This is a genomic window from Streptomyces violaceusniger Tu 4113, from assembly GCF_000147815.2.
In the GTDB taxonomy this organism is placed as follows: domain Bacteria; phylum Actinomycetota; class Actinomycetes; order Streptomycetales; family Streptomycetaceae; genus Streptomyces; species Streptomyces violaceusniger_A.
In genome coordinates this window covers 7772449-7796126 of the sequence record NC_015957.1, presented here as the reverse complement: position 1 = coordinate 7796126, position 23678 = coordinate 7772449, and the positions used below count along the sequence as shown (strand labels likewise).

26 protein-coding genes and 1 pseudogene are annotated in these 23678 nt (G+C 70.4%); 18 read left to right on the top strand and 9 right to left on the bottom strand.

Annotated elements, in window-relative coordinates; all coding sequences use genetic code 11:
- The first annotated feature begins 122 nt into the window (after positions 1-122).
- The 4 genes from STRVI_RS31715 to STRVI_RS31700 all read left to right on the top strand — a co-directional run bounded on the left by STRVI_RS31715 (position 123) and on the right by STRVI_RS31700 (position 6801).
- Positions 123-1379 carry an ATP-grasp domain-containing protein gene (locus STRVI_RS31715; RefSeq protein ID WP_043240448.1) on the top strand — a complete coding sequence of 419 codons (1257 nt, stop codon included), beginning with the start codon at positions 123-125 and terminating at the stop codon, positions 1377-1379.
- The gene (locus STRVI_RS31710) at positions 1376-3517 is read left to right on the top strand and encodes an IucA/IucC family protein (protein WP_014059656.1); all 2142 of its coding nucleotides are present in this window, start codon (positions 1376-1378) and stop codon (positions 3515-3517) included. The genes STRVI_RS31715 and STRVI_RS31710 overlap by 4 nt, the downstream gene beginning before the upstream one ends.
- Before the next feature lie 90 nt (positions 3518-3607).
- Positions 3608-5530: an IucA/IucC family protein gene (locus STRVI_RS47140; protein ID WP_014059655.1), complete on the top strand. Its 1923-nt coding sequence runs from the start codon at positions 3608-3610 to the stop codon at positions 5528-5530.
- Positions 5527-6801: a type III PLP-dependent enzyme gene (locus STRVI_RS31700; protein ID WP_014059654.1), complete on the top strand. Its 1275-nt coding sequence runs from the start codon at positions 5527-5529 to the stop codon at positions 6799-6801. The genes STRVI_RS47140 and STRVI_RS31700 overlap by 4 nt, the downstream gene beginning before the upstream one ends.
- A 13-nt stretch (positions 6802-6814) precedes the next feature.
- Here the strand turns inward: STRVI_RS31700 and STRVI_RS31695 are convergent, their stop codons facing one another.
- Positions 6815-7264 carry a VOC family protein gene (locus tag STRVI_RS31695; protein WP_014059653.1) on the bottom strand — a complete coding sequence of 150 codons (450 nt, stop codon included), beginning with the start codon at positions 7262-7264 and terminating at the stop codon, positions 6815-6817.
- A gap of 5 nt (positions 7265-7269) precedes the next feature.
- Entirely contained in the window at positions 7270-8142 is an 873-nt protein-coding gene (locus STRVI_RS31690) for an AraC family transcriptional regulator (protein WP_014059652.1), read from the bottom strand.
- Positions 8143-8303: 161 nt separating this feature from the next.
- On the opposite strand from STRVI_RS31690, the gene STRVI_RS31685 reads away from it, so the two are divergent.
- The gene (locus tag STRVI_RS31685) at positions 8304-9512 is read left to right on the top strand and encodes an RNA-guided endonuclease InsQ/TnpB family protein (RefSeq protein ID WP_014059651.1); all 1209 of its coding nucleotides are present in this window, start codon (positions 8304-8306) and stop codon (positions 9510-9512) included.
- Between the two features lie 105 nt (positions 9513-9617).
- Here the strand turns inward: STRVI_RS31685 and STRVI_RS31680 are convergent, their stop codons facing one another.
- Complete coding sequence (locus STRVI_RS31680; protein WP_014059650.1) at positions 9618-10346, bottom strand: TetR/AcrR family transcriptional regulator; 729 nt, start codon at positions 10344-10346, stop codon at positions 9618-9620.
- Positions 10347-10588: 242 nt separating this feature from the next.
- Here STRVI_RS31680 and STRVI_RS31675 point away from each other — a divergent pair, with 242 nt between their 5' ends.
- The 4 genes from STRVI_RS31675 to STRVI_RS31660 all read left to right on the top strand — a co-directional run bounded on the left by STRVI_RS31675 (position 10589) and on the right by STRVI_RS31660 (position 14058).
- The gene (locus tag STRVI_RS31675) at positions 10589-11176 is read left to right on the top strand and encodes a flavodoxin family protein (RefSeq protein ID WP_014059649.1); all 588 of its coding nucleotides are present in this window, start codon (positions 10589-10591) and stop codon (positions 11174-11176) included.
- 67 nt (positions 11177-11243) lie between these two features.
- Positions 11244-12233 carry an aldo/keto reductase gene (locus STRVI_RS31670; RefSeq protein WP_014059648.1) on the top strand — a complete coding sequence of 330 codons (990 nt, stop codon included), beginning with the start codon at positions 11244-11246 and terminating at the stop codon, positions 12231-12233.
- Between the two features lie 174 nt (positions 12234-12407).
- Positions 12408-13007: a Uma2 family endonuclease gene (locus tag STRVI_RS31665; RefSeq protein WP_014059647.1), complete on the top strand. Its 600-nt coding sequence runs from the start codon at positions 12408-12410 to the stop codon at positions 13005-13007.
- Positions 13008-13290: 283 nt separating this feature from the next.
- Positions 13291-14058, top strand: coding sequence for a sulfite exporter TauE/SafE family protein (locus tag STRVI_RS31660; protein ID WP_014059646.1), 768 nt, complete (start codon positions 13291-13293; stop codon positions 14056-14058).
- Here STRVI_RS31660 and STRVI_RS49070 read toward each other — a convergent pair.
- From STRVI_RS49070 to STRVI_RS31650, 3 genes are read right to left on the bottom strand one after another with little or no spacing between them, the layout of a single operon-like run.
- Complete coding sequence (locus STRVI_RS49070) at positions 14021-14245, bottom strand: DUF397 domain-containing protein (RefSeq protein WP_014059645.1); 225 nt, start codon at positions 14243-14245, stop codon at positions 14021-14023. The genes STRVI_RS31660 and STRVI_RS49070 overlap by 38 nt on opposite strands.
- A gap of 12 nt (positions 14246-14257) precedes the next feature.
- A complete protein-coding gene (locus STRVI_RS31655; RefSeq protein WP_014059644.1) occupies positions 14258-14458 on the bottom strand; it encodes a DUF397 domain-containing protein in 201 nt (66 codons plus the stop codon).
- Positions 14437-15285, bottom strand: a complete 849-nt coding sequence (locus STRVI_RS31650) for a helix-turn-helix domain-containing protein (RefSeq protein WP_014059643.1) — start codon at positions 15283-15285, stop codon at positions 14437-14439. The genes STRVI_RS31655 and STRVI_RS31650 overlap by 22 nt, the downstream gene beginning before the upstream one ends.
- A gap of 154 nt (positions 15286-15439) precedes the next feature.
- On the opposite strand from STRVI_RS31650, the gene STRVI_RS49065 reads away from it, so the two are divergent.
- Positions 15440-15598 (top strand): hypothetical protein, encoded by a 159-nt coding sequence (locus STRVI_RS49065; protein WP_167543243.1) that lies wholly within the window; start codon positions 15440-15442, stop codon positions 15596-15598.
- Between the two features lie 233 nt (positions 15599-15831).
- Here the strand turns inward: STRVI_RS49065 and STRVI_RS31645 are convergent, their stop codons facing one another.
- Positions 15832-16818, bottom strand: a complete 987-nt coding sequence (locus tag STRVI_RS31645; RefSeq protein WP_014059642.1) for a helix-turn-helix domain-containing protein — start codon at positions 16816-16818, stop codon at positions 15832-15834.
- 368 nt (positions 16819-17186) lie between these two features.
- On the opposite strand from STRVI_RS31645, the gene STRVI_RS31640 reads away from it, so the two are divergent.
- Positions 17187-17606: a hypothetical protein gene (locus STRVI_RS31640; protein WP_150112939.1), complete on the top strand. Its 420-nt coding sequence runs from the start codon at positions 17187-17189 to the stop codon at positions 17604-17606.
- Here STRVI_RS31640 and STRVI_RS55070 read toward each other — a convergent pair.
- On the bottom strand, positions 17591-17920 hold the full coding sequence (locus STRVI_RS55070; RefSeq protein ID WP_251982780.1) for a substrate-binding domain-containing protein: 330 nt from the start codon (positions 17918-17920) through the stop codon (positions 17591-17593). The two genes, STRVI_RS31640 and STRVI_RS55070, sit on opposite strands and share 16 nt — an antisense overlap.
- Between STRVI_RS55070 and STRVI_RS31635 the strand changes: the two are divergent.
- Positions 17801-18103 (top strand): annotated as a pseudogene (locus STRVI_RS31635) (IS1380 family transposase); the annotation flags it as partial. The gene STRVI_RS55070 and the pseudogene STRVI_RS31635 sit on opposite strands and share 120 nt — an antisense overlap.
- A gap of 12 nt (positions 18104-18115) precedes the next feature.
- Here STRVI_RS31635 and STRVI_RS31630 read toward each other — a convergent pair.
- Positions 18116-19039 (bottom strand): SDR family NAD(P)-dependent oxidoreductase, encoded by a 924-nt coding sequence (locus STRVI_RS31630; RefSeq protein WP_014059640.1) that lies wholly within the window; start codon positions 19037-19039, stop codon positions 18116-18118.
- Between the two features lie 99 nt (positions 19040-19138).
- Between STRVI_RS31630 and STRVI_RS31625 the strand changes: the two genes are divergently transcribed.
- From STRVI_RS31625 to STRVI_RS31600, 6 genes are all read left to right on the top strand, one after another.
- Positions 19139-19804: a TetR/AcrR family transcriptional regulator gene (locus STRVI_RS31625; RefSeq protein WP_014059639.1), complete on the top strand. Its 666-nt coding sequence runs from the start codon at positions 19139-19141 to the stop codon at positions 19802-19804.
- Positions 19805-19837: 33 nt separating this feature from the next.
- Entirely contained in the window at positions 19838-20110 is a 273-nt protein-coding gene (locus STRVI_RS31620) for a hypothetical protein (protein WP_043236864.1), read from the top strand.
- A 221-nt stretch (positions 20111-20331) separates the two neighbouring features.
- Positions 20332-21195, top strand: coding sequence for a 3-hydroxyacyl-CoA dehydrogenase family protein (locus STRVI_RS31615; RefSeq protein WP_014059638.1), 864 nt, complete (start codon positions 20332-20334; stop codon positions 21193-21195).
- A gap of 2 nt (positions 21196-21197) precedes the next feature.
- Positions 21198-21470, top strand: coding sequence for an acyl carrier protein (locus tag STRVI_RS31610; protein ID WP_043236862.1), 273 nt, complete (start codon positions 21198-21200; stop codon positions 21468-21470).
- Entirely contained in the window at positions 21463-22572 is a 1110-nt protein-coding gene (locus STRVI_RS31605) for an acyl-CoA dehydrogenase family protein (protein WP_014059636.1), read from the top strand. The genes STRVI_RS31610 and STRVI_RS31605 overlap by 8 nt, the downstream gene beginning before the upstream one ends.
- A gap of 27 nt (positions 22573-22599) precedes the next feature.
- Positions 22600-23676 (top strand): HAD-IIIC family phosphatase, encoded by a 1077-nt coding sequence (locus STRVI_RS31600; RefSeq protein ID WP_014059635.1) that lies wholly within the window; start codon positions 22600-22602, stop codon positions 23674-23676.
- Positions 23677-23678: the final 2 nt, after the last annotated feature.

Here is a 23678-nt window from a genome sequence, read left to right as displayed (position 1 = left end):
AGCGGTCTTAGGCATGCCTAACCTAATCTCGGGCCGTGAACGAGAATGATCTCGACGCGGCGTCACGGCCGTCCTCTTCCCCTGCCCTCGGGGGCTCCTCGGCCGCCCCGCCGCCGCCTCGGCTGCACCTCCTGGCCCTCAACCCCACCGACTCCGTCACCGAGGGCTTCCTCCCCGCGGCGGCCCGGCTCGGTCTGGCGGTCACCCTGCTCACCGACCAGCCCGAGGCCCATGAACGCGCCTACGGCTACGCACGGCAGGACCACGCGTTCCCCGCGCTCGACATCGTCCCCTGCGATGTACGGGACTTCGCCGAGGTCATCAGCCGGATCGCCGCCGACGGCCGCCCCGACGCCGTCTTCACCAACAGCGACCACCTCCAGACCCAGGCCGCCCTCGCCGCCGAGTACTTCGGCCTCCCGGGCAAGGACTGGCGCGCCGCGCTGCGCACCAAGAACAAGGCCGAGCTGCGCCGCGCCCTCGCCGCCACGGGCCCGCACGCCGCCGACCCCGTCTGGTCCGCCGACCCCGTCTGGCCCGCCGCCCCCGTCTGGTCCGCCGAACTCGCCACCGGACAGGAACCCACCACCCTCGCCGGACTCGACGCGCCCTACCCCTGCGTGGTCAAACCGCGCGAGGGCGTGGCCAGCGAAGACGTCGTTCTCGTCGCCGACGCCGACGAACTCGTCCGGCGCTGCGTCGAGATACGGGCCCGGCGCCCCGGAGCGGCCCTGGTGGTCGAGGAGTTCCTGGACGGTGAGCTGCGCACCCTCGAAACCCTCGGCGACGGCCGCACCCTCCACGTCCTCGGCGGCTTCCGCACCGAGCTCTCGCCGCCCCCGCACTTCATCGAGGAACGGCTGCACCTGCTGCCCGCCCCACCCCCGCAGCCGCACACCGATCAGGTGCTGGCGCAACTGCGCGCGCTGGGCGTCGGCTTCGGTGTGTGCCACACCGAGTACGTCGTCCAGGATGACCGGGCCCGCCTCATCGAGGTCAACTACCGTGCCATAGGCGACCAGTGCGACCTCGTCCTCGCCGAACTCCTCGGCATCCCCCTTTTCGAGTACATCCTCCGTACGCACCTGGGCGAGCCGCTGCCGGACGACCTCGGCGCGCGCACCGACGGCAGGGTTCGCATGGAGTACGTCCTGGCCGACCGCGCCGGGCGGCTCGCCTCCGCCCCTCCGGCGAGCGTGACCGAGCGCGACGGCGTACGACTGGACTACCGGCCGCTGCGCGGGGTCGGCGAGGAACACCCGCTCCACCGCACCAATCGGGACTTCCTCGGCGTGCTCCGGGCCACCGGCACCGATCAGGGGCGGATCGACGCGGCGGTGGCGCAGTTCCTCGCGGCCCACCGATGGGAGATCGTGTGACAGAGGAAGAGGAGCTTCTCGGACGGGTGCTCGATACGTTCCTCCGAGAGGACGCCTACAGGCTGCGCAGCCGCGCCACCCCGGAACGGCGCGCCGACGGCGACTGGCTGCGCATCGCGCTCGAGGGGGGCGAAAGCGTGCTGCTGCCGGTGGAACCCGAGGGCTTCCAGTGCGATATCCGCGCCCGTCGTCGGCCCCTGCTATGCGCTCCCGCGACTGCCGAATGGACCCCGGCTGATCGGGCCGATGCCGAGCCGGCCGACGCCGAACGGACCCGCCCTGAACGGGCCGACGCCGGTCGGGCCCCCGGCGAACGGGCCGACGCCGAACGGACCCCCGGCGATCGGACCCGCCCTGAACGGGTTGACGCCGATCGGGCCGCCGAACGGGCCGACGCCGAACGGACCCACCCTGAACGGGCCGACGCCGGGCCGCCGTCCGCCGAACGGGCCGACGCCGATCCGACGTCCGCGCCCGACCCGGCCGACGGGTCCGGGAACCGCACCCCCGGAGCGCCCAGCACTGCGCAAGAAGCAGACGAGCCCAGGGCCCCAGGCGTCCCGGGCGCCCAAGCTGGTTGTCCACCCCACACCCTGCTCACCGGCCTCGCCCCCGTCCTAGGGCGGCTGCGGGCCGCCGTGCCGGAGGAGGATCGGCCGCTGTACGACGTCTTCGTGACCGAGTGCCGACAGGCGCTCGACGCCATGCGGCTGCATACCCGCATCCGGCCCGGCGTCGTCGCCGAGCTGGCCGCACGCCACGGCGAGGGGCGGCCGTGGACGGGGATGTCCGGAGCGGTCGCGTACGACACGCTCGCCGCGTTCCGGGACCACCCGGTCTACCCGACCAGCCGGGGCCGGGCTGTCTTCACCGAGGACCAATTGCGCGCTCACGCACCCGAGTTCCACCCCACCTTCCCGCTGCGCTGGCTCGTCCTCCCCCGCGAAGCGCTCGGCGGCGACCCGGCGCGGCTGCCCGACTGGTGGCCGACGCCCGCTCAACTCGGCCTCGGAAGCGGGCGGCCCTCCGACGAACGGCGGCGGCTGGCCTTCCCCGTGCATCCGCTCACCGTCGGCCGCCCGCTGGAGGCCGCGCTCCGCGCGGCCGGGCTCGAGGGCGAGGCCCGGCTCGCCGACCGCCCTCTGCTGGACGTACGGCCCACCCTCTCCATGCGGACCGTGGCCGTCGCCGACGACCCCCTCGTCCATCTCAAACTGCCGCTCACCACCTCCACGCTGGGGATGCGCAACCGGCGCTCGGTCAAACCCGGCACGCTGATCGACGGCGAGGTGGCGCAGCGCCTGGTGGAGGCGGTGATCGCGCGGGAGCCGCGATTCGGCGCCACCGTGCTGCTCGCCGACGAGACCACCCACCTCCACGCCGGACACGAGCTGCTGGCCACGCTCGTGCGCCGCTACCCGCCCGGCCTGGAGAACGCCACGATCGTGCCGCTGGCCGGGCTGCTCGCCCCCGCCCCGGACGGCACGCTCGTCATCGACGGGCTCGCCGAGCGCCACTACGGCGGGGATGTCCTCGCCCTGCTCGACGACTACCTCACCCTGCTGTTCGACTTCCACACCACCCTCTTCGCGTACGGCATCGCGCTGGAGTCCCATCAGCAGAACATCTCCCTGGTCTTCGAGAGCGGGGGTGACAACGGTGGTGCCGTGCCCCGGCTGCGGCTGCTCATCAAGGACCACGACGGCCCCCGCGTCCACGCGATACGGCTCGCCGCCATGGTCGGCGGAGGTCCGGCCGCCGACCTGTGCGGATTCGACGACCGCAGAATCCTGACGTCCGGCGACGGGCCGGTGGCCGATGTGTTCACCACCATCACCGTCCATCTCTGCGCCGCCGCCCCCGTCTTCGAGCTCGCCCGCCTCGGCCGGGCCCCGCTCGACACCCTGCTGCGGCGGCTGCGCGACCGGCTCACCGACGCCGTCGACCGGCTCGCCGTCACCCGGCCCGGCGCGGCCGCCGCGCTGCTGCGGCGGCGGGTGCTGGACGCGGATCGGCTGCCGGTCAAGGCGATGGTCACCGCCGGCACCTTGTTCACCAAGGAGCGTTCGGGCGCCGTGGACATCAACAAGCACTACGTCACCGGGCCCAACTATCTGCTGCGGGGAAGCGGCAGATGACCGCCGCGCCCCTCTTGCCGTTACCGCCAAGCCCCTCCTGCCCCTCCTGCCCTCCCGGCCCTCTCTCCTCCGCCCCGCTGGAGCCGCCCCATGCCCATGACCTCCTCGCCCGCCGCGACCGTGGCCTCCGCCGACCACGCCACCGCCCACACCCTGCTCAACTGTCTGCTCCGCGAGGTGTCGGGGCCGGAGCATCAGACCGTCGTGGCCGATGGGTGGCTACGGCTGAGGCTGCCGCGCTGCGGGGTGCTGTTGCGCGTCGGGCTGCGGCGCACCTCCCTCATCGGGGCGCACCGCTTCACCGGGCCGGTCAGCGAGCAGCGCGAGGGCGGCTGGACCGAGGTGTCCTGGCGTGAGCTGGCCGAGCGCATCCGCCGGGAGCTGCAACTGCGCACGGGGGTGCACAACGATGAGTTCCTGGACCAGGTCGCCTCCAGCCACGCGGGCATGACGGCGGCCCTGGCGGCACTGGAGGGCCGGGAAGCTCTGGAGGACCGGGACACACCACCCGTGAGCGGCGGCGTCGAGGATCCCTATCTCGCCTCCGAGCAGTCCCTGCTCTTCGGCCATCGCTTCCACCCCACCCCCAAGGCCCGCACCGGCAGCGCCGACTCCTGGGCGCGGTTCGCCCCCGAGGCCGGGGCGCGCTTCCCGCTGCACCACCTCGCCGTCCGCGAGGAGTACGTCCGCGAGGAGTACGTCCGCGAGGAGTACGTCCGCGAGGAGTACCTCCGCGAGGAGTACCTCCGCGAGGAGTGCGTCCGCGAGGAGTACGCCGGCCAGGAGTACGTCCGTGACGAGTCCGCGCGTCCCGGACCCCTCGCCGCGCTCGACCGGCAAGGCGCCGTCCCCGACGGCTACCGGCTGCTGCCCGCCCACCCCTGGCAGTACGCGATGTTGCGCGAGCACCGTCTCCTGCGGGCGGCCATCGCCCGGGGCGACGTGCTGGACCTCGGGCCCGGCGGCGCGGAGTTCGCGCCGACCGCGTCGGTCCGTACGCTCTACGACGGCCGGGACTTCCTCAAGTTCAGCCTCAACGTGCGGATCACCAACTGCCTGCGCAAGAACGCCGACTACGAGCTGTCCGGCGCCGTCGCCCTGACCCGTCTCCTGGAGCCGGTCGCCGCCGATCTCGCCGCCCGCTTCCCCGGCTGTGAGCTGCTGCGCGAACCCGCCTACCGGACGCTTGACCTCGGCGGCGACCAGCAGCTCATCGAGAGCTTCGGGGTGATCGTCCGCGAGGGGCTGGCCGCCCGGCTGCGGCCGGGGCTGACCGCGCTGCTCGCGGCGGCCGTCGCCGATGAGTACCCCACCAGCGGCGCCCAGATCTCCCGCCTCCTCCCCGAGGTCGGCCCCGACCGGCTCGCCGCGTGGTGGCAGGCGTATCTCAACCTTCTCGTACCGCCCGTGCTGGCCGCCTACTTCGACCACGGCGTGGTCCTGGAACCCCACCTCCAGAACGTCGTCATCGGCGTCGACCCCGCCGACGGCACCCCCCGGCAGGTGCTCTTCCGCGATCTGGAGGGCACCAAGCTGGTGCCCGAGCGCCACGCCGCCGCGCTCGCCGCGCTGCCCGAGGCGGTGGCCCGCCCGCTGACGTACGAGCGCGAGCGCGGCTGGGACCGGGTGGTGTACTGCCTGCTGGTCAACCACATCGCCGAGATGGTGGCCGCCCTCGCCGACCGCTGTCCGCGTCTGGAGCCCGCGCTGTGGTCGGCCGTCCGCCGGGTGCTGTGCGAGCGTTCGGCGGCCCATGACCACCCGCCCGCCCTGCGCGCCCTCGTGGCGGGCGTGCCGCTGCCCGCCAAGGCCAACCTCCTGACCCGCTGGGCTCGTCGGGCCGACCGCCACGCGGGCTATGTCCGTATCGCCAGCCCGCTCGCCTCCGCCCTGCTGTCCGAGGCGGCGCATGTGTCCGAGGCAGCGCACGTGTCCGAGGCGGCGCATGTGTTGGCAGCGGCCCATGTGTCCGAAGAAGCCCACGTCATCCACCAGCCCGGGAGCAGCCGTTGATCACCCCTGCCGTCCGTACCCTCGCCACGGAGCTGACCGGCGACGACCTTCCCGCCTACGTCTACGACCTGACCGCGCTCCGCGCGCACGCGCGGGCTGTGCGGGACGCGCTGCCGCCGGGCCTCGAGCTGTACTACGCCGCGAAGGCCAACCCGGCGCCCGCCGTCCTCCAGGCCCTCGCGTCCCACATCACCGGCTACGAGGTGGCCTCCGGCGGTGAGGTGGAGCACGTCCGGGCGGCCGTGCCCGGGGCGCCGCTGGCCTTCGGCGGGCCGGGCAAGACCGAGGGGGAGCTGCGGCGGGCGCTGACGCTGGGCGTGGAGCGGTTCCATGTGGAGAGCGAGCAGGAACTGCGGCTGCTGGCCGGGGCGGCGGAGGACGCGGGCATCCCGGACGTGGACGTCCTCCTGCGCGTCAATCTCCCGGTGGCCGGTGACGAGCTGGGCGGCGCGGCGCTCGCCATGGGCGGCCGCCCCAGCCCCTTCGGCCTCGACCCCGAGGCCGTGGAGCGTTGCCTTCCGCTGTTCGCCGAAGCGAGCCCGGGCGGCGGCCCGCTCCGGCTGTCGGGCGGCGGCGGCCCCCTCCGGCTGCGTGGCATCCATGCCCATCTCGCCAGCGGCCTCGACGCCCCCGCCCAGGTCGCCGTGGCCGCCGCGATCGCCGACTGGGCGGCGAAGCTGTCCGAACGCCACGGCCTGGGCCTCACCGAGGTGAACGTCGGCGGCGGGATGGGCGTGGACTACGCCCATCCCGACCGCCGCTTCGACTGGGCCGCCTACGGCCAGGGCATGGCGGACCTCGCCCTCCGCCACCCCGGCCTGACCCTGCGGATCGAGCCCGGCCGGGCGCTGACCGTCTACTGCGGCTGGTACGTCACCGAGGTGCTGGACATCAAGCACAGCGGTGGCGAGGCGTTCGCGGTGGTGCGCGGCGGCACCCACCACCTCCGCACCCCCGCCACCAAACAGCACGACCAGCCCTTCCAGGTGCTCCCCATGGACGCCGGGGACGCCGGGGACGCCGGGGACACCGGGGACACCGGGGACACCTGGACCCGGCCCTGGGCGCGCCCGGCCGTACGGGCGGAGCCGGTCACGCTGGTCGGCCAGCTCTGCACCCCCAAGGACGTCCTGGCCAGCCGGGTCCCGGTCGCGGAGGTACGGGTGGGGGACCGCGTGGCCTTCGCGATGGCGGGTGCGTACGCGTGGAACATCTCGCACCACGACTTCCTGATGCACCCCCGTCCGGGCTTCCACTACCTGGAGGAATGAGGGTGGAAAACGATCACTCGGCGGGCCGGGGCTCGCCCCGGTAGGTGCCGAAGGACCACTTGTTGCCCTCCGGGTCGGCGATGGCGAACTCACGGCTGCCGTACGGCTGGTCCTCGATCGGCCGGAGCACCCGCACACCGGCCGCCGTGAGCCGTTCGTACAGCGCGTCGACGTGCTCGGTGACGACGTACGCCCCGAAGGTGCCCGGCTCCAGGCACCAGCTCTTGGTGGCCGGGTCGTACGAGCCGAGCATGATGCCGCCGCCCTCGGGCCAGTCGAGCTGGGCATGGGCGACGCGGTCTTCGTCCTGGTAGACGGCCGTGCGCAGGAAGCCGACCGTGTCGACCAGGAAGTCGATCAGGGCGATGGCGTCATGGGCCTGGAGCGTGGGCCAGACGGCCGGATCACGCGGCTGCTTCGGCTGCTTCTGCTGCTCTTGCTGCTGGTTCGGCGCGGTGTTCATGGCACCTACTCTTCGCCGTAGAGCTGCCCACCGGCTTGGATATTCCGGCACTCTTCGGCCAACCAGGCGGTCGGGCTCACCCCGGTGTACTGACGGAAGTCGCGCACCAGGTGGGAGTGGTCGAAGTAGCCGCACTCGGCGGCCGCCCGGGCCAGATCCGGCGCCCGGCCCACCGCCACGGACCGCACCACCGTGTTTCTGGCGTGCTGGAAGCGCATCAGCCGCGCCGCCTGCTTGGGGCTCAGCCCCGTCTCGGCCCGGAACACGCTGGTCAGCCGGCGCGGGCTGAGCGCCACATGCTCGGCCAGGCCCGTCAGCGTCCCGGCCCCCCGATGCCGGGCCAGCCACGCCCACGCCTCGGCGACCTCGCTGCGCACCGGCGCCCCGTCCTCGCCCGCCGCCGCGCGCTCCCGCAGATACGTGCCCAGCGTGGCGAACCGGTCCTCCCACGACCGCTGCTCGCAGAGCCGCTCCCGCACCTCGGCGGCCCGCTTGCCCAGCACCTCCGCCCCGGAGGTGACCAGCTCGGAGGTGAGCGCCCCGGCCGGGAGCCCCAGCAGCGTGCGCGCCGCCAGCGGATGCACCGCGAGCTGCACTCCGGCCTCGCTTCCGCCCTGGGCGATATACGCGGGCCGCTGGTGCAGACCGCCGACGACGATCTCGGTCCGCGAGGCGCCGGGCCCCCGCGCCTGCTCGGGCGTGACGCCGCCGACGACGGGGCTCTCCAGGGAGAAGATCAGCGTCAGGTAGGGGGAGGGCAGCCCCCGGTGCAGCGTCGGCGGTATCCCCTCGGACCGATAGCCGACGGCGGTCACCACCATCCCCCCGAGCCCATGCCCGAGCCCGGCCCCGGCCCGCACGAACTCGTGGCTGCTCATCGGGGTTCTCTTTCGTGGATACCCCCGGCTTCAGCCGGGGGAGGAAACGAAGCTCCTGCGGAGCAGGGCAGGGAAAGCCGGATCGCCGCCAGGGCGATCCGGCGTTCACCGAATTCCGGCCGACACCTGCCCCTCACACGGGAGCTGATAGAGTGTGAGGCATGGCGCAGCAGGTCAAGCGGGCGTTCAAGTACCGCTTTTACCCGACGGACGAGCAGGCGGCTGAGCTGTCGCGCACGTTCGGCTGTGTCCGCCTCGTGTACAACAAGGCGTTGGAGGAGCGCACGCGGGCCTGGTACGGCGAGCAGCGCCGCATCTCCTACGTGCAGTCCTCCGCCGCGCTGACGGAGTGGAAGAAGACCGGGGAACTGGCCTTCCTGGCGGAGGTGTCCTCGGTCCCGCTCCAGCAGGCTCTGCGCCATCTTCAGACGGCGTTCGGGAACTTCTTCGCCCAGCGGGCCAAGTACCCGCGGTACACGTCGCGGAAGACGTCGCGGGCGTCGGCCGAGTACACCCGCAGTGCCTTCACGTGGCGCGAGGGGCGCCTGACGCTGGCGAAGACGGCCGGGCCGCTGGACATCCGCTGGTCGCGTCCCCTCCCGGAGGGTGCCGAGCCCACGACGGTGACGGTGTCCCGCGACGCCGCCGGGCGCTGGTTCGTCTCCCTGCTCGTCGAGGACACCATCACCCCGGCCCCCGCCACCAGTGCGGCGGTGGGTATCGACGCCGGGGTCACCTCCCTGGTGACCCTGTCCACCGGGGAGAAGATCGCCAACCCCCGGCACGAACGGCGCGACCGTAAGCGGCTCGCGAAGGCGCAGCGGGAGCTGTCCCGCAAGGCGAAGGGCTCGGCGAACCGGGAGAAGGCCCGCCGCCGCGTCGCCAAGGTGCACGCGCGCATCGCTGACCGGCGCCGGGACTTCCTGCACAAGCTGACCACTCGGCTCGTCCGTGAGAACCAAACGGTCGTGATCGAGGACCTCACCGTCCGTAACCTGCTGAAGAACGGCCGCCTCGCGCGCGCCATCTCGGACGCGGCCTGGACGGACCTGCGCATGATGCTGGAGTACAAGTGCGCCTGGTACGGGCGCGAACTCGTCACGGTCGACCGCTGGTTCCCGTCCAGCAAGCTGTGTGGTAACTGTGGCACGGTCCGCGAGAAGCTGCCGCTGAACGTCCGTGAGTGGACGTGCGAGTGCGGCACTGTGCATGACCGCGATGTGAACGCGGCGCGCAATATCCTGGCCGCCGGGCTGGCGGTGTCTGCCTGTGGAGACGGTGTGAGACCTCAACGGGAGTCCTCCCGGACGGGGCGGTCCTCGGTGAAGCAGGAACCCCAGCGGGCAACCGCTGGAATCCCCCGCCTTTAGGCGGGGGAGGAAGTCAAGCGGCCAGTATCACCCTGCGGCTGCGGATGGGCTCGCCCGCATACGCCGGTCATGTCGCCCCGGCCGCCTGCGGAGCAGCCGGCCGGTTCAGCCTGCCAGCATCTGCAGCCATTCGCGCAGCAGAGCCGTCTCCGTGTCTCGCAGAGGTAGCCCGGCGCCCGCAGCCGGGGGCCCGGTGGTGAGCGCGGTTCCAAGTGCGGCATCAAGGGCGAGTGCGCGCGAGGCCAGGTCCGACCCGGATGAGGCGGGCGAGTCCGTGGTGATCGAGGCGATGACGGTGTCCCGCAGCCGTGTCGAAGTCGTCAGGTCCCGCTCCGAGGACTCTTCGCCGATCAGCGCCAGCGTGGCACCCGTTGTCGCCGCGTGGATCACGCGGGTCGCCTGCTCCACCGGAACCCGAAGGCGCCCGGCGTCGGCCGCCCGGCCCAGCAGTCTCACCAGCAGGGCGTGCGCCTCGTCCGCGGCCGGGGGCCGCCGCCCGGGCTGCACAGTGCCGTACATGAGCATGTAGAACGCGGGGTGCTGCACTCCGAAGTCGACGTGCAGGTCCCAGCCGCGGTAGAGGTCTGCCACCGGGTCGTCGGGGGTCAGCGCCAGTGCCTCCCGTTTCTCGGCCAGGTACATCTCGAACCCGTAGGCGGCCAGCTCGGCCAGGAGTCCGTCCTTGTCGTCGAACATCCGGTACAGCGCGGGGGCCGTGATGCCCGCGGCTGCGGCGACAGCGCGTGTGGAGACCGCCTCGCTGCCACCCTCCTCCAAAAGCTTGGCGGCCACCTGCAGCACCTGGCGCCGTGCGGCGCGTCGTCCCTCGTTCATGGAACAACGATATCTCATTTTGCGTACCATCGCTCTATCAGTGCTACGGTCGAAAGCGGAACGGCGGTCCACGCTGATGGTGGCCGGTGCATGCCCGTGACACCCGGGCATGCGCCACACCCCGGCCTGGGCCGCCGGTCCCCTACCCGTGGAGCAGTGCGGCCGACCGCCGCGGCGGGCAGCTCATCGTCCGCCGGCACCACCACCGAACGCGCCGCCATCGCGGCAGGAGAGGAACACCCATGTCCGATATCTCGATCGTCATCGCGTCGCACTCCGGCTACGGCCACACCGCGCAGATCGCCACGGCCGTGGCCGACGGCGCGCGCTCCATCGCCGGGACGCACGTCCACCGTGTGGACGTCGCCTCCCTCAGCGACGCCGATTGGGAACTGATGGACGCCGCGGACGCCATCATCTTCGGCACCCCCACCTACATGGGCACCGCGTCGGGGGCGTTCCACGCCTTCGCCGAGGCCAGCAGCAAGCGGTGGATGACCCGCGCCTGGAGCGACAAGCTCGCGGCGGGATTCACCAACTCCGGCTCCATGAGCGGCGACAAGCTGCACACCCTGCAGTACCTCTCGCTCCTGGCGGCCCAGCACGGAATGCTCTGGGTCAGCCTGAACCTCCTGCCGGGCTGGAACACCACCACATCCAGCCCCCAGGACGACAACCGCCTCGGCTTCTACCTCGGCGCAGGCGCACAAAGCTTCAACGACACCCCCGCGGTCCACGACGCAGACCTGAACACCGCTCGCCACCTTGGCCGACGCGTCGCCGAGCACACCCGCATCCACCGTGCCGGACTGGCCGCCGCAACGCACTGACCCAACGGTCCGTGAAAGCACCCTTCGTGCATAAACCACCTTTTAGTTCTCTTCAAAGGAGTGCGTCATGCAGCACCGGACACTGGGAAGCCAGGGCCTTGAGGTCTCGGCGATCGGCTACGGCGCGATGGGCCTGACGATGGCCTATGGACCCACCGACGAGGAGGCCGGCGTCGCCGCCCTCCGCCGCGCGCACGACCTGGGCGTCACCTTCTTCGACACCGCCGAGATGTACGGCTGGGGCACCGGATCCAACGAGATCCTGGTCGGCAAGGCGGTCAGGGACTTCCGCGACGACGTGGTCCTGGCCACCAAGTTCGGTGTCGACATGTCCGTGCCTCCCGAGCAGATCGGCGGCGCCGTCAACAGCCGGCCCGACAACATCCGCAAGGTCGCCGACAACAGCCTGCACTACCTCGGCGTGGATCACATCGACGTCTTCTACCAGCACCGCGTCGACCCCGAGGTGCCCATCGAGGAGGTCGCGGGCACCGTCAAGGAGCTGATCGAAGCGGGCAAGGTGAAGTACTTCGGCCTCAGCGAGGCCGGACCCGAGACGATCCGCACGGCGCACGCCGTGCAGCCGGTCTCCGTCCTGCAGACCGAGTACTCCCTGTTCGAACGGGACGTCGAGCAGCTTTTCCCCGCCCTGGACGAACTCGGTATCGGCTTCGTCGCCTACTCCCCCCTCGGCCGCGGGTTCATCACCGGCACCGCCAAACCCGCCGGCCAGTACGAAGCCACCGACATGCGCAACGTCGACCCGCGCTGGCAGCCGGGCAACTTCGAGAAGAACGTCGAAGCCGTCGACCGGCTCGCCGAGCTCGCGGCGGCCCAGGGTGCCACCGTCTCCCAGCTAGCCCTGGCCTGGCTCCTGACCCGGGGCGAGCACATCGTGCCGATCCCCGGCACCCGCAGCCCGAAGCGCATCGAGGAAAACGCCGGCGCCGCCGACCTCACCCTCACCAACGCCGACCTCAAGGCCATCGACGAGATCCTGCCTATGGGCGGTTTCGGCGCCCGCTACACCGAGGGGCACGTGCCCACTTGGATCTGATGATCCACCCCGGGACAGATGCCACTCAGGTCGGCTCCGGTGAGATCAGCGCAGGGCGGCGGGGGCGAGGCGGACGGTGTCGTGTGAGCGCGTTCGGATGCGTATGGGCTGAGGTGGTGGCCCCTGCGAACGACTACGCTGAGAGCGCACCGCACCTGAAGGAGGCTCCCGGTCGTGACCGCGACCCACGATCGTCCGCAGATGCTGCCGGAGGAGTTCGAGGTGTGTGCCCGGCTGGCGGCCCGCCTGGCGGAGGGGACGCGGTGGGAGTTCCTCGGCGGGAAGATCCGGGCCACGCCGAGGCCCGATGGCGATCATGGGCGGATCATCCAGTGGCTGGCGCGGATCTGCGTTCAGGCCCATCCCGACCTGTGGCTGCACGACCAGGGCCTCAAGGTCGAGACGTACCGCAACGGCCACGCGCGTCCCGACGGGGCACTCGCCCACAGTGACGCCTTCGTCGGCCAGGGGGAGTGGGCCGACGCCGATCCCGTCCTGATGGTCGTGGAGGTCACCTCCTACGACTCCGACTCCGACTCCGACACCGACACCGACCGCCGGGACCGGGTCGAGAAGCCGCGCGCCTACGCCGAGACGGGCATCCCGGTGTATCTGCTGGTCGACCGAGAGGCCGGTGAGGTCACCGTGTTCAGCGAGCCCGACGGGGTCCGGTACGAGAGCACCAAGACCGTGCCGTTCGGCAAGCCGCTCACGCTGCCCACGCCGATTGGCGTCACGCTCGACACCGAGCCGCTCCAGGGCTGGGTGCGCTGAGGGGGCGTCCGGCGGGTCTTGACGCCTGCGGCGGGCTGTTCCCCGCCCCGCCCCTTCCCTCAACTGGGGCTCCGCCCCAGACCCCGCTCCTCAATCGCCGGAGGGGCTGGAAGGCGGGGCTCCGCCCCAGGCCCTGCTCCTCAATCGCCGGAGGGGCTGGAAGGCGGGACTTCGCCTCAGACCCCAGGGTCCAGGGGCGGAGCCCCTGGTACGGGGAAAGAGCTGGGTGCGCTGAGGTCCCTGCCTGCGGTGGGTGCGCGGTGGCCTGGAATCATCCGGTGGCATGTACACCGTTACCCTCTGGGAGTTCGCCGCGCTCGCGGCGGCATCCATACTCGTCGGCTTCTCGAAGACCGCCGTCAGCGGCGCCAATACCGTCAGCCTCGCGATCTTCGCGGCGGTGCTTCCGGCCCGGGAGTCGACCGGTGTGCTGCTGCCCCTACTGATCGTCGGCGACCTGCTCGCCGTGCGCACCTACCGGCGGCACGCCCACTGGGGGACCCTGGTGCGGCTGTTCCCGGCAGTCGCGGTCGGGGTCGTGGTGGGCACGGTGTTCCTGCTCTGGGCCGGGGACGCGGAGGTGCGCACGTCCATCGGGGCGATTCTGCTGCTGATGGCCGGGGTCACGGTGTGGCGGCGGCGTGCGGCGGCCCGGGCGGAGGCCCCCGCGACGACGCCCGACGCGGACGGGGCGGGCGCCCGGCTCAAGGCCGGTTCGTACGGGGTGCTCGGCGGCTTCACCACGATGGTGGCCAACGCGGGCGGCCCCGTGATGTCGCTCTACCTGCTCTCCGCCGGCTTCCGGAAGCTGGGTTTCCTGGGCACCTCGGCCTGGTTCTTCCTCATCGTGAACGTCGCCAAGGTGCCCTTCAGCGTCGGCCTCGGCCTGATCGACGGCCGCTCCCTGCTCCTGGACGCGCTGCTGGCGCTCTTCGTCCTGCCCGGTGCGTACATCGGTAAGGCGTGCGTGGACCGGATCAATCAGCGGCTCTTCGAGCGGCTGGTGATCGGGGCTACGGTGCTGGGCGGACTTCAGTTGCTGCTGCGGTGAGGCTCGATATGAACGCGCTCCAGCAGTGGGTGGGGAATATGAGGACGGGCCCGTCGGGGTCCTTGGAGTCGCGGACGGGGACGATGCCGGGGAGGTCGTCGGCGATCTCGACGCAACCGCCGCCGTCGTTGTTGCTGTAGCTGCTCTTGCGCCACACGGCAGTGCTCAGGTCCGGGGTGGTCGGCATCACGACCTCCAGTCAGTCCCTCTTGAGAGTGGCTATGAACGCGGCCCATGAGGCGTTGGGGAATATCAGGCTGGGGCCGTCGGGGTCCTTGGAGTCGCGGACGGGGACGATGCCGGGGAGGTCGTCGGCGACCTCGACGCACGCGCCGCCGCCGTTGCTGCTGTAGCTGCTCTTGTGCCACGAAGCGGTTCTCAGATCTGGGGCGGTTCCCATGAGGTCCAGTCCTTCATCACGGCTCGGATCATCGCCTCGGAGTCGAGGGGCGAGAGGGCCATGGCCCTGAGCAGATCGTAGTTCTTCCGGCGTTCCGCAACTCGGTCCCGGTCCTCGATGAAAGTCCCGAAGCGGCTGCCTTCTTCGTAGGCAAGCAACGGCTCGTTCGGCAGCGTGTAGAGCATCAAGGAACCGCCCGCCTCAACGTGCTGGCCCGCCCTGAACGGCAGGACCTGAATGGTTACGTAGGGCCGTGTCCCGCGCTCGATGAGGGATGCCATCTGGCGGCACATCACTTCGGGTCCACCCGCCGCGCGGCGCAATGCGGCCTCGTCCACGATGAACCAACAGTGCGGTGGCCGTGGTTCGGCCAGCCGCGCCTGTCGAGCAATGCGGGCCTTTGCCCACTCCTCGATCTCCGCGTCAGGGGCGAACCGGTTGCCGATGCGCAGCGACGCCTTCGCGAGTTCGGGAGTCTGGAGCAGGCCGGGGATCGTGGCGCAGGCGTACTCCTCAATGGCCACGGCGCGCCGCTCAACTTCCACTACACGGCGCAGCTTCGACGGATACGGCTCATTCTTCGCCAGCGCATAGATGCGCGCGAACATCCCGTCCGTCCCAAAGCACGCGTCCAGCTTCGACGGAAGGTCGTCGTACGGCAGGGACTCCGCCGCCTCGATCCGGGCCAGATGCGATTTGCTGTAGTTCAGCACCTCGGACAGCCGCCGTAACGACATGTCCGCCTTCTCGCGGTGGCGGCGGATCTCCGCGCCGAAGAGGTCGCGTGCGGAGCGGTCGGGAAAGAGTTCGCGTGGCTGGAACGGCATCGTGCATCCCCTCTTGTCCCGCGATCTTGGCTGGGACGTGTCGCCTCTTTCCAGCCTACGCGTCGGACCGCAACGGTGTGTGCACACAACGTAATTGGCCGAACCGGAAAGACAGGTCAACGTGTTCTCACACACCGAATCCACCGCTCCACGGATGACGATGCGCGTCTACCGCGTCTCACCGGACGGCGCGGTCGTGACGCAGGAGCTGGGCAGGGTCGTCGTCGTGGTCAAGGACAAGCTCGAACCCTTGCGGTCCAGCCAGTTCCCGCCCTGCCGCTGTCCGCGCCACCGCGACCGTGCGGACCTGTGACCTCGGTGACGACTCGGCTTGGCAGCCACGGCCAGGTGAAGCTGCCGGGCCCACGCTTGCCGAGCTCGTAGACCGGGCCGAAGCCGAGGCCACCGCGAGGCTGACTACATCGGACGTACTGGCCGCGATCGACGACGCACGGGCGTGCCGTTGATCACCAGCGATGCCAGGATCGGCAAGAGTGGTGCGGCGCGCTGTGAGGTCGAGGCCGGGCCCGCGACCTCGCTGAACAGTCAGCCCTGCGGCCCAGCCTGCTGTGCCGCGGTCCGGTAGTCCCTGGGAGGGACCCCGTACGCGGTGCGGAAGGCACGGGTGAAGTCGGCTGCGCGGGGGAAGCCCCAGCGAGCGGCGATGAGGTAGACGGGGGTGGTGCGCAGGGCCGGATCGGCGAGATCGCGGCGGGCGCGCTCCAGGCGCTGATGGCGAATCCATGCCGCGACCGTGTCGGCTTCCCCCTCGAAGAGGCGGTGGAGATAGCTGGTGGAGATGTGGTGCGCTGCCGCGATCATGGACGGTGTCAGCCGCGTGTCGTGCAGATGCCGCTGAACGAAAGCCTGGATCCGCAGGACCAAGGCGCGTCGGTGACTCTCTTGCGGGAGGGAGCCGTCGATTTCAAGGGCTTGGGTGAACAGCGCGGACAGCAGGTCGACGATCACCGTCCCCAGGCGGGGACCGTCGGAAGGCCGGTAGGAACCGGTGCTGTTGGCCAACTGGGTGAGTAGTTGGGTCAGCAGGGTGCCATACCCTTCCTGAGCCGACAGCCGCAGCCCGGTCACCTTGTCGACTTGGTTCTGGGACAGCGGCAGCAGCGCCTTGGGCACCTCTAAACCGACTCCCTGATGCGGGTGAGAGTCGTCGCCCCCGTGAACGTCGATGGGCCGCGAGGTGTCGACAACGCAGAGGGTGTTGGGGCCGTATACGGCCTTGTCGTCGGTTCGTGCGGCGCGCAGCGGTCCGCTCAGCGGCAGGGAGAGGTGCAGCCCCTCGGGGTCGGACTGCCTGATCAGCTTGGGCGTCCGCCGGAAACACACTGGCTGGAAGGTCGTCGGCCACACCGATACGGCACCGAGGTCCAGTACGCGCTGCGAAGCCTGGAAGTCGGCCCGGTGGTCACTGAGCAGTTCCATGGGGGCGTGGGTCTGAGCGAGGAGCTCACGCCAGCAGTCGAACCTGTCCGCGGCAGGCAGGTCATCGCTTCGGAACACCTTCTCGTTCAGCATCTCGTATTCGCCTCTCGCAGGACCTGGCCACCTTTTGGTCCGGCCGGGGACCGTTCACCGCCCCGCTGCGTGTGGTTCCGCCGGAGTGGACGCATCGCCAATGCCTGTGTAGTGCGTGCTAAGGACATCTCCGCGGAGGTCATACAGCCTAGACGAAGTGCGGTGACCGGCCCTCGGGGGTCGTTGCCGCCGTAGCGGGAACAAACTCTGTAAGGGGATGTATGCAGGTTCGCAATAAGCGCGCACTCACCGCCACGGCGTCCATAGGACTTGCCTTGGGGGCGGTGTTCGCCGGGGGTGGAACGGCCCAGGCCCAGGTGAGGCCGGGGACGACCAGTACCATCGCCATCCAGGACTCTTCTCACTCGGTGCAGAGTGCCACGGTGGGGGTGGACCACAGGGAGACCGAGACGTGCCGCAAGTCCGCCTATCTCCTCGGCAGCATCAAGTGGAATACGGGAAAGGTCACCAAGAAGTCCATCAGGGTCAAGTCGGTCACGATCCTCTACCAAGGCGGGCGTACCGCCGGCCTCGGTGGGCAGTCTCTCCGCAGCGAAGCGACGAATAAGACGTATTGGAGCAACCCTTACCGGCTGGACCCGTACAAGCCCGATGGTCCTCGCTATTACACCTTCAAGATCAACAAGACCATTCCGGCGACATCGAAGAAGCCGCTCCAGTTCCAGACGAATTGGAGCACGGCCGGTAAGAGCGGCGAACTCCCCTGGTGCTGGGGGCAGAGCCACTTCCTCTATCAGCTGGTGCCCGGCCGCTACAGCCACGGCTGATTCCGGGGCGCACTGGGCGGAGCCGGGCCGCTGCTGCGGCGTACCACCAGTTCCGTAGGGATGGTCGAGCGCACCCCCGCCTCGGGGGTGCGTTCCAACTGGTCCAGCATCAGGCTCAGGCAACAGCGCCCGATTTCCGCGAAGTCCGTACGGACCGTGGTCAGCGGCGGGAGCGGATGCGCGGCCTCCGGGATTTTGGGCCGGTGGACTCGGACCCGACGGTGTCCCGGCTGATCGACACGTTGGCAGTCGGCGGGAACCGTGCGCTGACACAGGATGCGGCCGCGACCCGGAAGAAGACCTTCGGCCACCATCCGCTGACGGGGTTCGTCGACCACGGCCGGGGCGGGTCGGGGGAGCCGGTGGCCGGGCTGCTGCGGCCCGGAAACGCGGGCAGCAACACAGCCGCCGACCACATCGAAGCCGCCCGGCTCGCGCTGGCGCAGCTGCCGAAGAAGTACCGGCGCGGACGGCAAACGCTGATCCGCACTTCGAATCCGGTTGCGGCCTCAGGAATCCCTCCGCTGTGGAGTCACCGCTGAGAATGTCACCCCGGTGAGCTCCTCGGAGACGGTCCACAGGCGCCGCTGGGCGGCCTGGTCGTGGGAGTCGGGGCTGGAGGCGACCAGCTTCGGGTAGCCGCGGATCTCCCCCCGGTTGCCGGGGCCGTAGTACTGGCCGCCGGTGACGGCTGGATCGGTGGCGGCGCGCAGGGTGGGCAGGGCGCCCATCTCGGCCTTCTGGGTGAGCAGCGGCGCGAGCCAGGTGACGGGCACGCGAAGCGCGGCGGGCGTGTTGCGGGCGAGCTCGGTGTTGGACACGCCGGGATGGGCGGCCACCGCGACCGTGGTGCCGTGCGGTGCGAGCCGGCGCTGCAGTTCGTACGTGAACATCAGGTTGGCGAGTTTGGCCTGGCCGTAGGCGGCGACGCGGCTGTACGAGCGCTCCCACTGCAGGTCGTCGAAGTGGATGGCGGCCCGGATGCGGTGACCGGTGCTGCTGACCGTGACGACGCGGGAGCCGGGGACGGGCAGGAGCCGGTCCAGCAGCAGGCCGGTCAGGGCGAAGTGGCCGAGGTGGTTGGTGCCGAACTGCAGCTCGAAGCCGTCGGCGGTGGTCTGCCGTGGGGTGTACATCACGCCCGCGTTGTTGATCAGAAGGTCGATGCGCGGGTGGGCCGCGCGCAGGTCGGCCGCCGCGGACCGGACCGAGTCCAGGGAGGCCAGGTCGAGGGCCTGGACGGTGACGTCGCCGGTGATGCGGGCGGCTGCCTGCTTGCCCTTCTCCACGTCGCGGACCGCCAGGACCACCGCCGCCCCGCGCGCCGCGAGCATCCGGGCGGTCTCGAAGCCCAGCCCGGTGTTGGCGCCGGTCACGATCGCCACCCGGCCGTGCTGATCGGGGATGTGCTGCTCTGTCCAGTTGCCGCTCATGACGCACTCCTAAAGAACCATCGGTCTGTTACAAGGAGAACCTAAAAGACCACCGGTCTCCTGTCAAGGGACCGGTGGTCTTTAAGCTAGACTGAGGGCGTGACATTTCAGCGGGCGCGAAGCGAGGAGCAGCGGGAGATCCGCCGTCGGGCGATCCTGGACACGGCGGCGGCGATGCTCGACGAGATGCCCGTGGCCGAGGTGAGCCTCAACGAGCTCAGCCGGCGGGTGGGCCTGGCCAAGTCGAACGTCCTGCGGTATTTCGAGTCACGCGAGGCGGTGCTGCTCGAACTGCTGGACGTCTTTCTGGAGAGCTGGCTCGTCGAGCTGGCGGACGAGCTGGCCGCGGGCATCGAGGCGCATGCGGCGCCGGAAGTGCGGGCGGGTCAGTTGGCCGAGATCCTCAGCCGGTCGCTGGCGGGCCGGGTGGTGCTGTGCGACCTCTTCGGCGCGCAGGGCGGCGTCCTTGAGCACAACGTCTCGGTCGAGGTGGTCAAGCGGCACAAGCGGTCCTCCCTCACGCGGCTCGCGGCCATGACCGAGCTCGTGCGCCGCCACGTGCCTGAACTCGGCGAGAGCGCGCAGCTGTTCTGCCTGATGAGCCTGGTCTCGGCGGGTGCCCTGTCGGCGTACATCCCGCCGCCGCCCAGCCTCCTTGCCGCCTACGCGGACGAGCCTGCCCTCGGCGTGCTCCACATGGAGCTGCGTGACGCTCTGCGGATCTCCTTCACCTCGACGCTCCTGGGCGTGCTGCCGCGCGCCTGAACCCTCCTGTCCCGGCCCGCTGTTCACCGCGGCATGTGCTGTATCGCGAATTGCTTCGGTGAGGAGCCGACCACGCGGCGGAACGCGGCGCTGAACGCGCTCACCGGGTGGTTCGCCGTCGAACTCGACGACACCCCGATCAAGGTCAACTCAGTGTGCCCGGGGTACATCGCCACCGATCTGAACAACAACCTCGGAACAGGGCATCCCTCGCAGGGCGCGAAGGTCGTCGTGCGCGCCGCCACGCTCTCGGCGGATGGCCCCAGCGGCAGCTTCTTCGATGTGAACGGTCCCGTGGACTGGTGACTGCCGTCCCCGACGGCCGGCGGATCGTCCGAATCGCCCTGGACCGAGGTGAAGACGCCGAGGTGGCGGCGGTGGTTGCGCGCCATCGACACCGGCCGCGCTCTCCTAGTACTTTTACCGGAAAGTGCCATAGAGACAGGGGCCTGCCGTTCCTGTTGGCATTCACTTGTTGTGTGCCCTACCGGGGGCGCGCTCATCTGAGTGACGATTGGAGGCAGGGGATGGCGGGTTCCGCATCGGACACGATCGCTGTCGTCGGCGCCGGGGTAATGGGACGCAACATCACCGCACTCGCGCTGGGTCGTGGGGTCGATGTCGTGCTGGTCGATGTCTCGGGTGACGTGCTGGAGAGCGCCCGAGCGGAAATCGCCCAACTGTTGCGGCACGGGCAGTTCATGGGCGCCTTCCCCGCCTCCCAGGCCACCGGGACCCTCACCACCACGCTGTCCAGCGGCGATGTCGCGGACGCGGATGTGGTGATCGAGGCGATCACCGAGGACGCCTCGCTCAAGGCGCGGGTCATGGCGGAACTCTCCGCCACGGTCCCCGCCGGGGTCCCGCTGATCACCAACACCTCGGGTATTCCCATCGCCGAACTGGCGAAGTCGGTGCAGCGGCCCGCGGAACTGGCCGGCGTGCACTTCATGAATCCGTCCTATCTCATCGAGATGGTGGAAGTGGTGCGCGGCCCGCAGACCGGCGAGGACGCCATGGCCGCGATCCTGGCCCTGCTGGGCCGGCTGGGGCGGAAGACGGTCGTCGTGCGTGACGCGCCGGGCTTCGTCACCAGCAGGCTGCTGCACCCCATGATCAATGAAGCGGCGCGCATCGTGGCCGCGGGCACCGCGAGCGTCGAGGACGTGGACCAGCTCATGCACGGCTGCCTCGGTCATCCGACCGGCCCGCTGCGCACCGCCGATCTGATCGGACTCGACAATCTCGCGGACGCTCTTCGGCTGCTTGCCGAGCGGACCGGAAATTCCACCTTCGAACCCTGTGAACTTCTGACGGAGAAGGTACGCGCCGGTGATCTGGGGCGTAAGACAGGGCGCGGGTTCTACAACTATGGAGAGGTGCTTTCGTGAGTATGGACCAGGCAGTCACCGCCGAGGCGACCGAGCAGGCGATCACGGCGTTCGTCTCGGAGCGGGTGAAGGCGGAGGTCCCTGCCGACCAGGACCTCTTCGGGTCCGGGCTGGTGTCGTCGATGTTCGCGATGGAGCTCGTCGTCCATCTGGAACAGGCCTTCTCCGTGCAGATCCTGGGGGACGACCTCAAGCGGGACAACTTCCGCACCATCGCGGCCATGACCGCTCTGGTGGTGCGGTTGCGCGGCGGCGAGAAGCCCGCCGATGACTGAGCCGCTCGCCGGCGCCCGTGACCTCGTCGGCGACCTCGTCGGCGACCGGGCCGCGGAGTGGGACCGGGCCGGTCTGATCCCCGAGGAGGTACTGCGCACGCTGTCCGGTCGCGGTCTGCTGTGCGCCGGGGTGCCGGAGGCGTCCGGCGGACTCGGCGCGAGCAGCGCGGCGAACGGCGAGTTCACCGCGTTCGTGGGCAGCCGGTGCAGCTCCCTGCGGAGCGTGATGACCTCGCAGGGCATGGCGGCGTGGACCATTCAGCGCCTGGGCAGTGCGCAACAGCACGCCGAGTACCTGCCGAAACTGGCCGGGGGTCAGCTCGCCGCCGTCGCGTTCAGCGAGCCGGAGGCGGGCAGCGATCTGTCGGCGATGACCACGACCATCGAGCGGCACGACGACACCGTCATCGTCCGCGGCCAGAAGGTCTGGACGACCGCCGCCCACTACGCCGACATGATCGTGGTCGTCGGCCGCTATGGCTCGGGTGCGGCAGCGGTCGTGGTGCCCGCCTCGGCTCCGGGCGTCACCGTGACCAGAGTGGCGCAGCCGTCCGGCTGCCGGGCCGCGGGCCATGCGAACGTGACGCTGGATGAGGTGCGGCTGCCCGCCACCGCCGTGCTCGGCGGTGGACAGCCCCTGATGCTGCTGGTGACCACCGCGCTGGCGTACGGGCGGATCTCGGTGGCCTGGGGCTGCGTCGGCATCCTCCGGGCCTGTCTCGACGCCGCCCGTGGCCATGCCCGCACCCGGACGCAGTTCGGAAAGCGGCTCGCGGACCACCAGCTTGTCGCCCGCCACCTGGCGAATCTGCTGACCTCCGAGCAGATCGCCACCCGGGTGTGCGAACACGCCAGCCGGTGCTGGGACGAGGGCTCTCCCGAGATGGTCGTCGCCACCGTGCTCGCCAAGCAGGTGAGCGCGGTCCAGGCGGCGCAGGGCGCCGCCACGGCGGTGCAGGTGCTGGGGTCGGCGGCGGCACACGAGGGCCATGTGGTCGAGCGCGCGTACCGCGACGCGAAGCTCATGGAACTCATCGAGGGCAGTACGGAGATCTGTGAGCTGATCCTCGCCGATCACGCCGTGTCGATGCCCGCGACATGAGTGGGCGAACCGAGACAAGGAAGAGCCGTGGCTGAACAGACCTCGATCGTGAAGTGTCTGGTGTGGGACCTCGACAACACCCTGTGGCGGGGCACGTTGCTGGAGGACGGGGCGGTGACGCTCCCCGCCCCGGTCAGAGAACTCATCGCCGAGCTGGACAGCCGCGGCATCCTGCAGTCGGTGGCCAGCAAGAACGACCACGACCTGGCCTGGAAGCAGTTGGAGGCGCTGGGCGTCGCCGAGTACTTCGTGCTGCCGCGCATCGGCTGGGGTCCGAAGTCCGATTCGGTGCGGGAGATCGCCACCGAGCTCAACTTCGCGCTCGGCACGATCGCCTTCGTCGACGACCAACCGACGGAGCGGGCGGAGGTCCAGTTCCATCTGCCCGAGGTCCGCTGCTATGACGCCGGGCAACTGTCCGAGCTCTCCGCCCTGCCGGAGTTCAACCCGGCGACGGTGACGGTGGACTCGCGCCGCCGTCGGCAGATGTACCGGGCCGGGTTCGAGCGGAAGGCGGCCGAGGCGGAGTTCCAGGGGCCGAGCGAAGACTTCCTGCGCTCGCTGGAACTGGTGATGCGCATCGGACGCGCCACCGAGGAGGAGCTCTCCCGGGTGGAGGAGCTCACGCTGCGCACCAGCCAGATGAACGCCACCGGTGTGCACTACTCCATCTCCGATCTGCGGGCGCTGCTGGCCGATCCACGCCATGAGGTGCTGGTGACCACGCTCACCGACCGGTTCGGGCCGCATGGCGCGGTCGGTCTCCAACTGCTGGAGAAGCACGAAGGCGTCTGGCATCTCAAGCTGCTGGCCACCTCGTGCCGGGTGGTGTCGTTCGGCGCCGGTTCGGCGATCCTGCGCTGGCTCGGCGACCAGGCCGCCCAGGCGGGTGTCCATCTGGCCGCCGACTTCCGGCAGACCGAGCGCAACCGGATGATGGAGATCGCCTACCGCTTCGCCGGTTTCACCGACGAGCCGTGCGACTGCCGGGCCCAACTGCCCGCGCCCGCACAGGAGGAGATCCAGCGGCTGCATCTGTCCCCGGCCCCGTCCGACCCGCCGCCCACGATGGAGCTGCACGCCGTCAGCCTCCAGGACGTCTGAGC

Coding starts and splice junctions, on each gene's coding strand:
- STRVI_RS47140 (WP_014059655.1), top strand. CDS start 3,608: ATGCCCATGACCTCCTCGCCCGCCGCGACCGTGGCCTCCGCCGACCAC.
- STRVI_RS31695 (WP_014059653.1), bottom strand. CDS start 7,264: ATGAACACCGCGCCGAACCAGCAGCAAGAGCAGCAGAAGCAGCCGAAG.
- STRVI_RS31690 (WP_014059652.1), bottom strand. CDS start 8,142: ATGAGCAGCCACGAGTTCGTGCGGGCCGGGGCCGGGCTCGGGCATGGG.
- STRVI_RS31685 (WP_014059651.1), top strand. CDS start 8,304: ATGGCGCAGCAGGTCAAGCGGGCGTTCAAGTACCGCTTTTACCCGACG.
- STRVI_RS31680 (WP_014059650.1), bottom strand. CDS start 10,346: ATGAACGAGGGACGACGCGCCGCACGGCGCCAGGTGCTGCAGGTGGCC.
- STRVI_RS31675 (WP_014059649.1), top strand. CDS start 10,589: ATGTCCGATATCTCGATCGTCATCGCGTCGCACTCCGGCTACGGCCAC.
- STRVI_RS31670 (WP_014059648.1), top strand. CDS start 11,244: ATGCAGCACCGGACACTGGGAAGCCAGGGCCTTGAGGTCTCGGCGATC.
- STRVI_RS31660 (WP_014059646.1), top strand. CDS start 13,291: ATGTACACCGTTACCCTCTGGGAGTTCGCCGCGCTCGCGGCGGCATCC.
- STRVI_RS49070 (WP_014059645.1), bottom strand. CDS start 14,245: ATGCCGACCACCCCGGACCTGAGCACTGCCGTGTGGCGCAAGAGCAGC.
- STRVI_RS31655 (WP_014059644.1), bottom strand. CDS start 14,458: ATGGGAACCGCCCCAGATCTGAGAACCGCTTCGTGGCACAAGAGCAGC.
- STRVI_RS31650 (WP_014059643.1), bottom strand. CDS start 15,285: ATGCCGTTCCAGCCACGCGAACTCTTTCCCGACCGCTCCGCACGCGAC.
- STRVI_RS49065 (WP_167543243.1), top strand. CDS start 15,440: ATGACGATGCGCGTCTACCGCGTCTCACCGGACGGCGCGGTCGTGACG.
- STRVI_RS31645 (WP_014059642.1), bottom strand. CDS start 16,818: ATGCTGAACGAGAAGGTGTTCCGAAGCGATGACCTGCCTGCCGCGGAC.
- STRVI_RS55070 (WP_251982780.1), bottom strand. CDS start 17,920: ATGGTGGCCGAAGGTCTTCTTCCGGGTCGCGGCCGCATCCTGTGTCAG.
- STRVI_RS31630 (WP_014059640.1), bottom strand. CDS start 19,039: ATGAGCGGCAACTGGACAGAGCAGCACATCCCCGATCAGCACGGCCGG.
- STRVI_RS31620 (WP_043236864.1), top strand. CDS start 19,838: ATGTGCTGTATCGCGAATTGCTTCGGTGAGGAGCCGACCACGCGGCGG.
- STRVI_RS31615 (WP_014059638.1), top strand. CDS start 20,332: ATGGCGGGTTCCGCATCGGACACGATCGCTGTCGTCGGCGCCGGGGTA.
- STRVI_RS31610 (WP_043236862.1), top strand. CDS start 21,198: ATGGACCAGGCAGTCACCGCCGAGGCGACCGAGCAGGCGATCACGGCG.
- STRVI_RS31605 (WP_014059636.1), top strand. CDS start 21,463: ATGACTGAGCCGCTCGCCGGCGCCCGTGACCTCGTCGGCGACCTCGTC.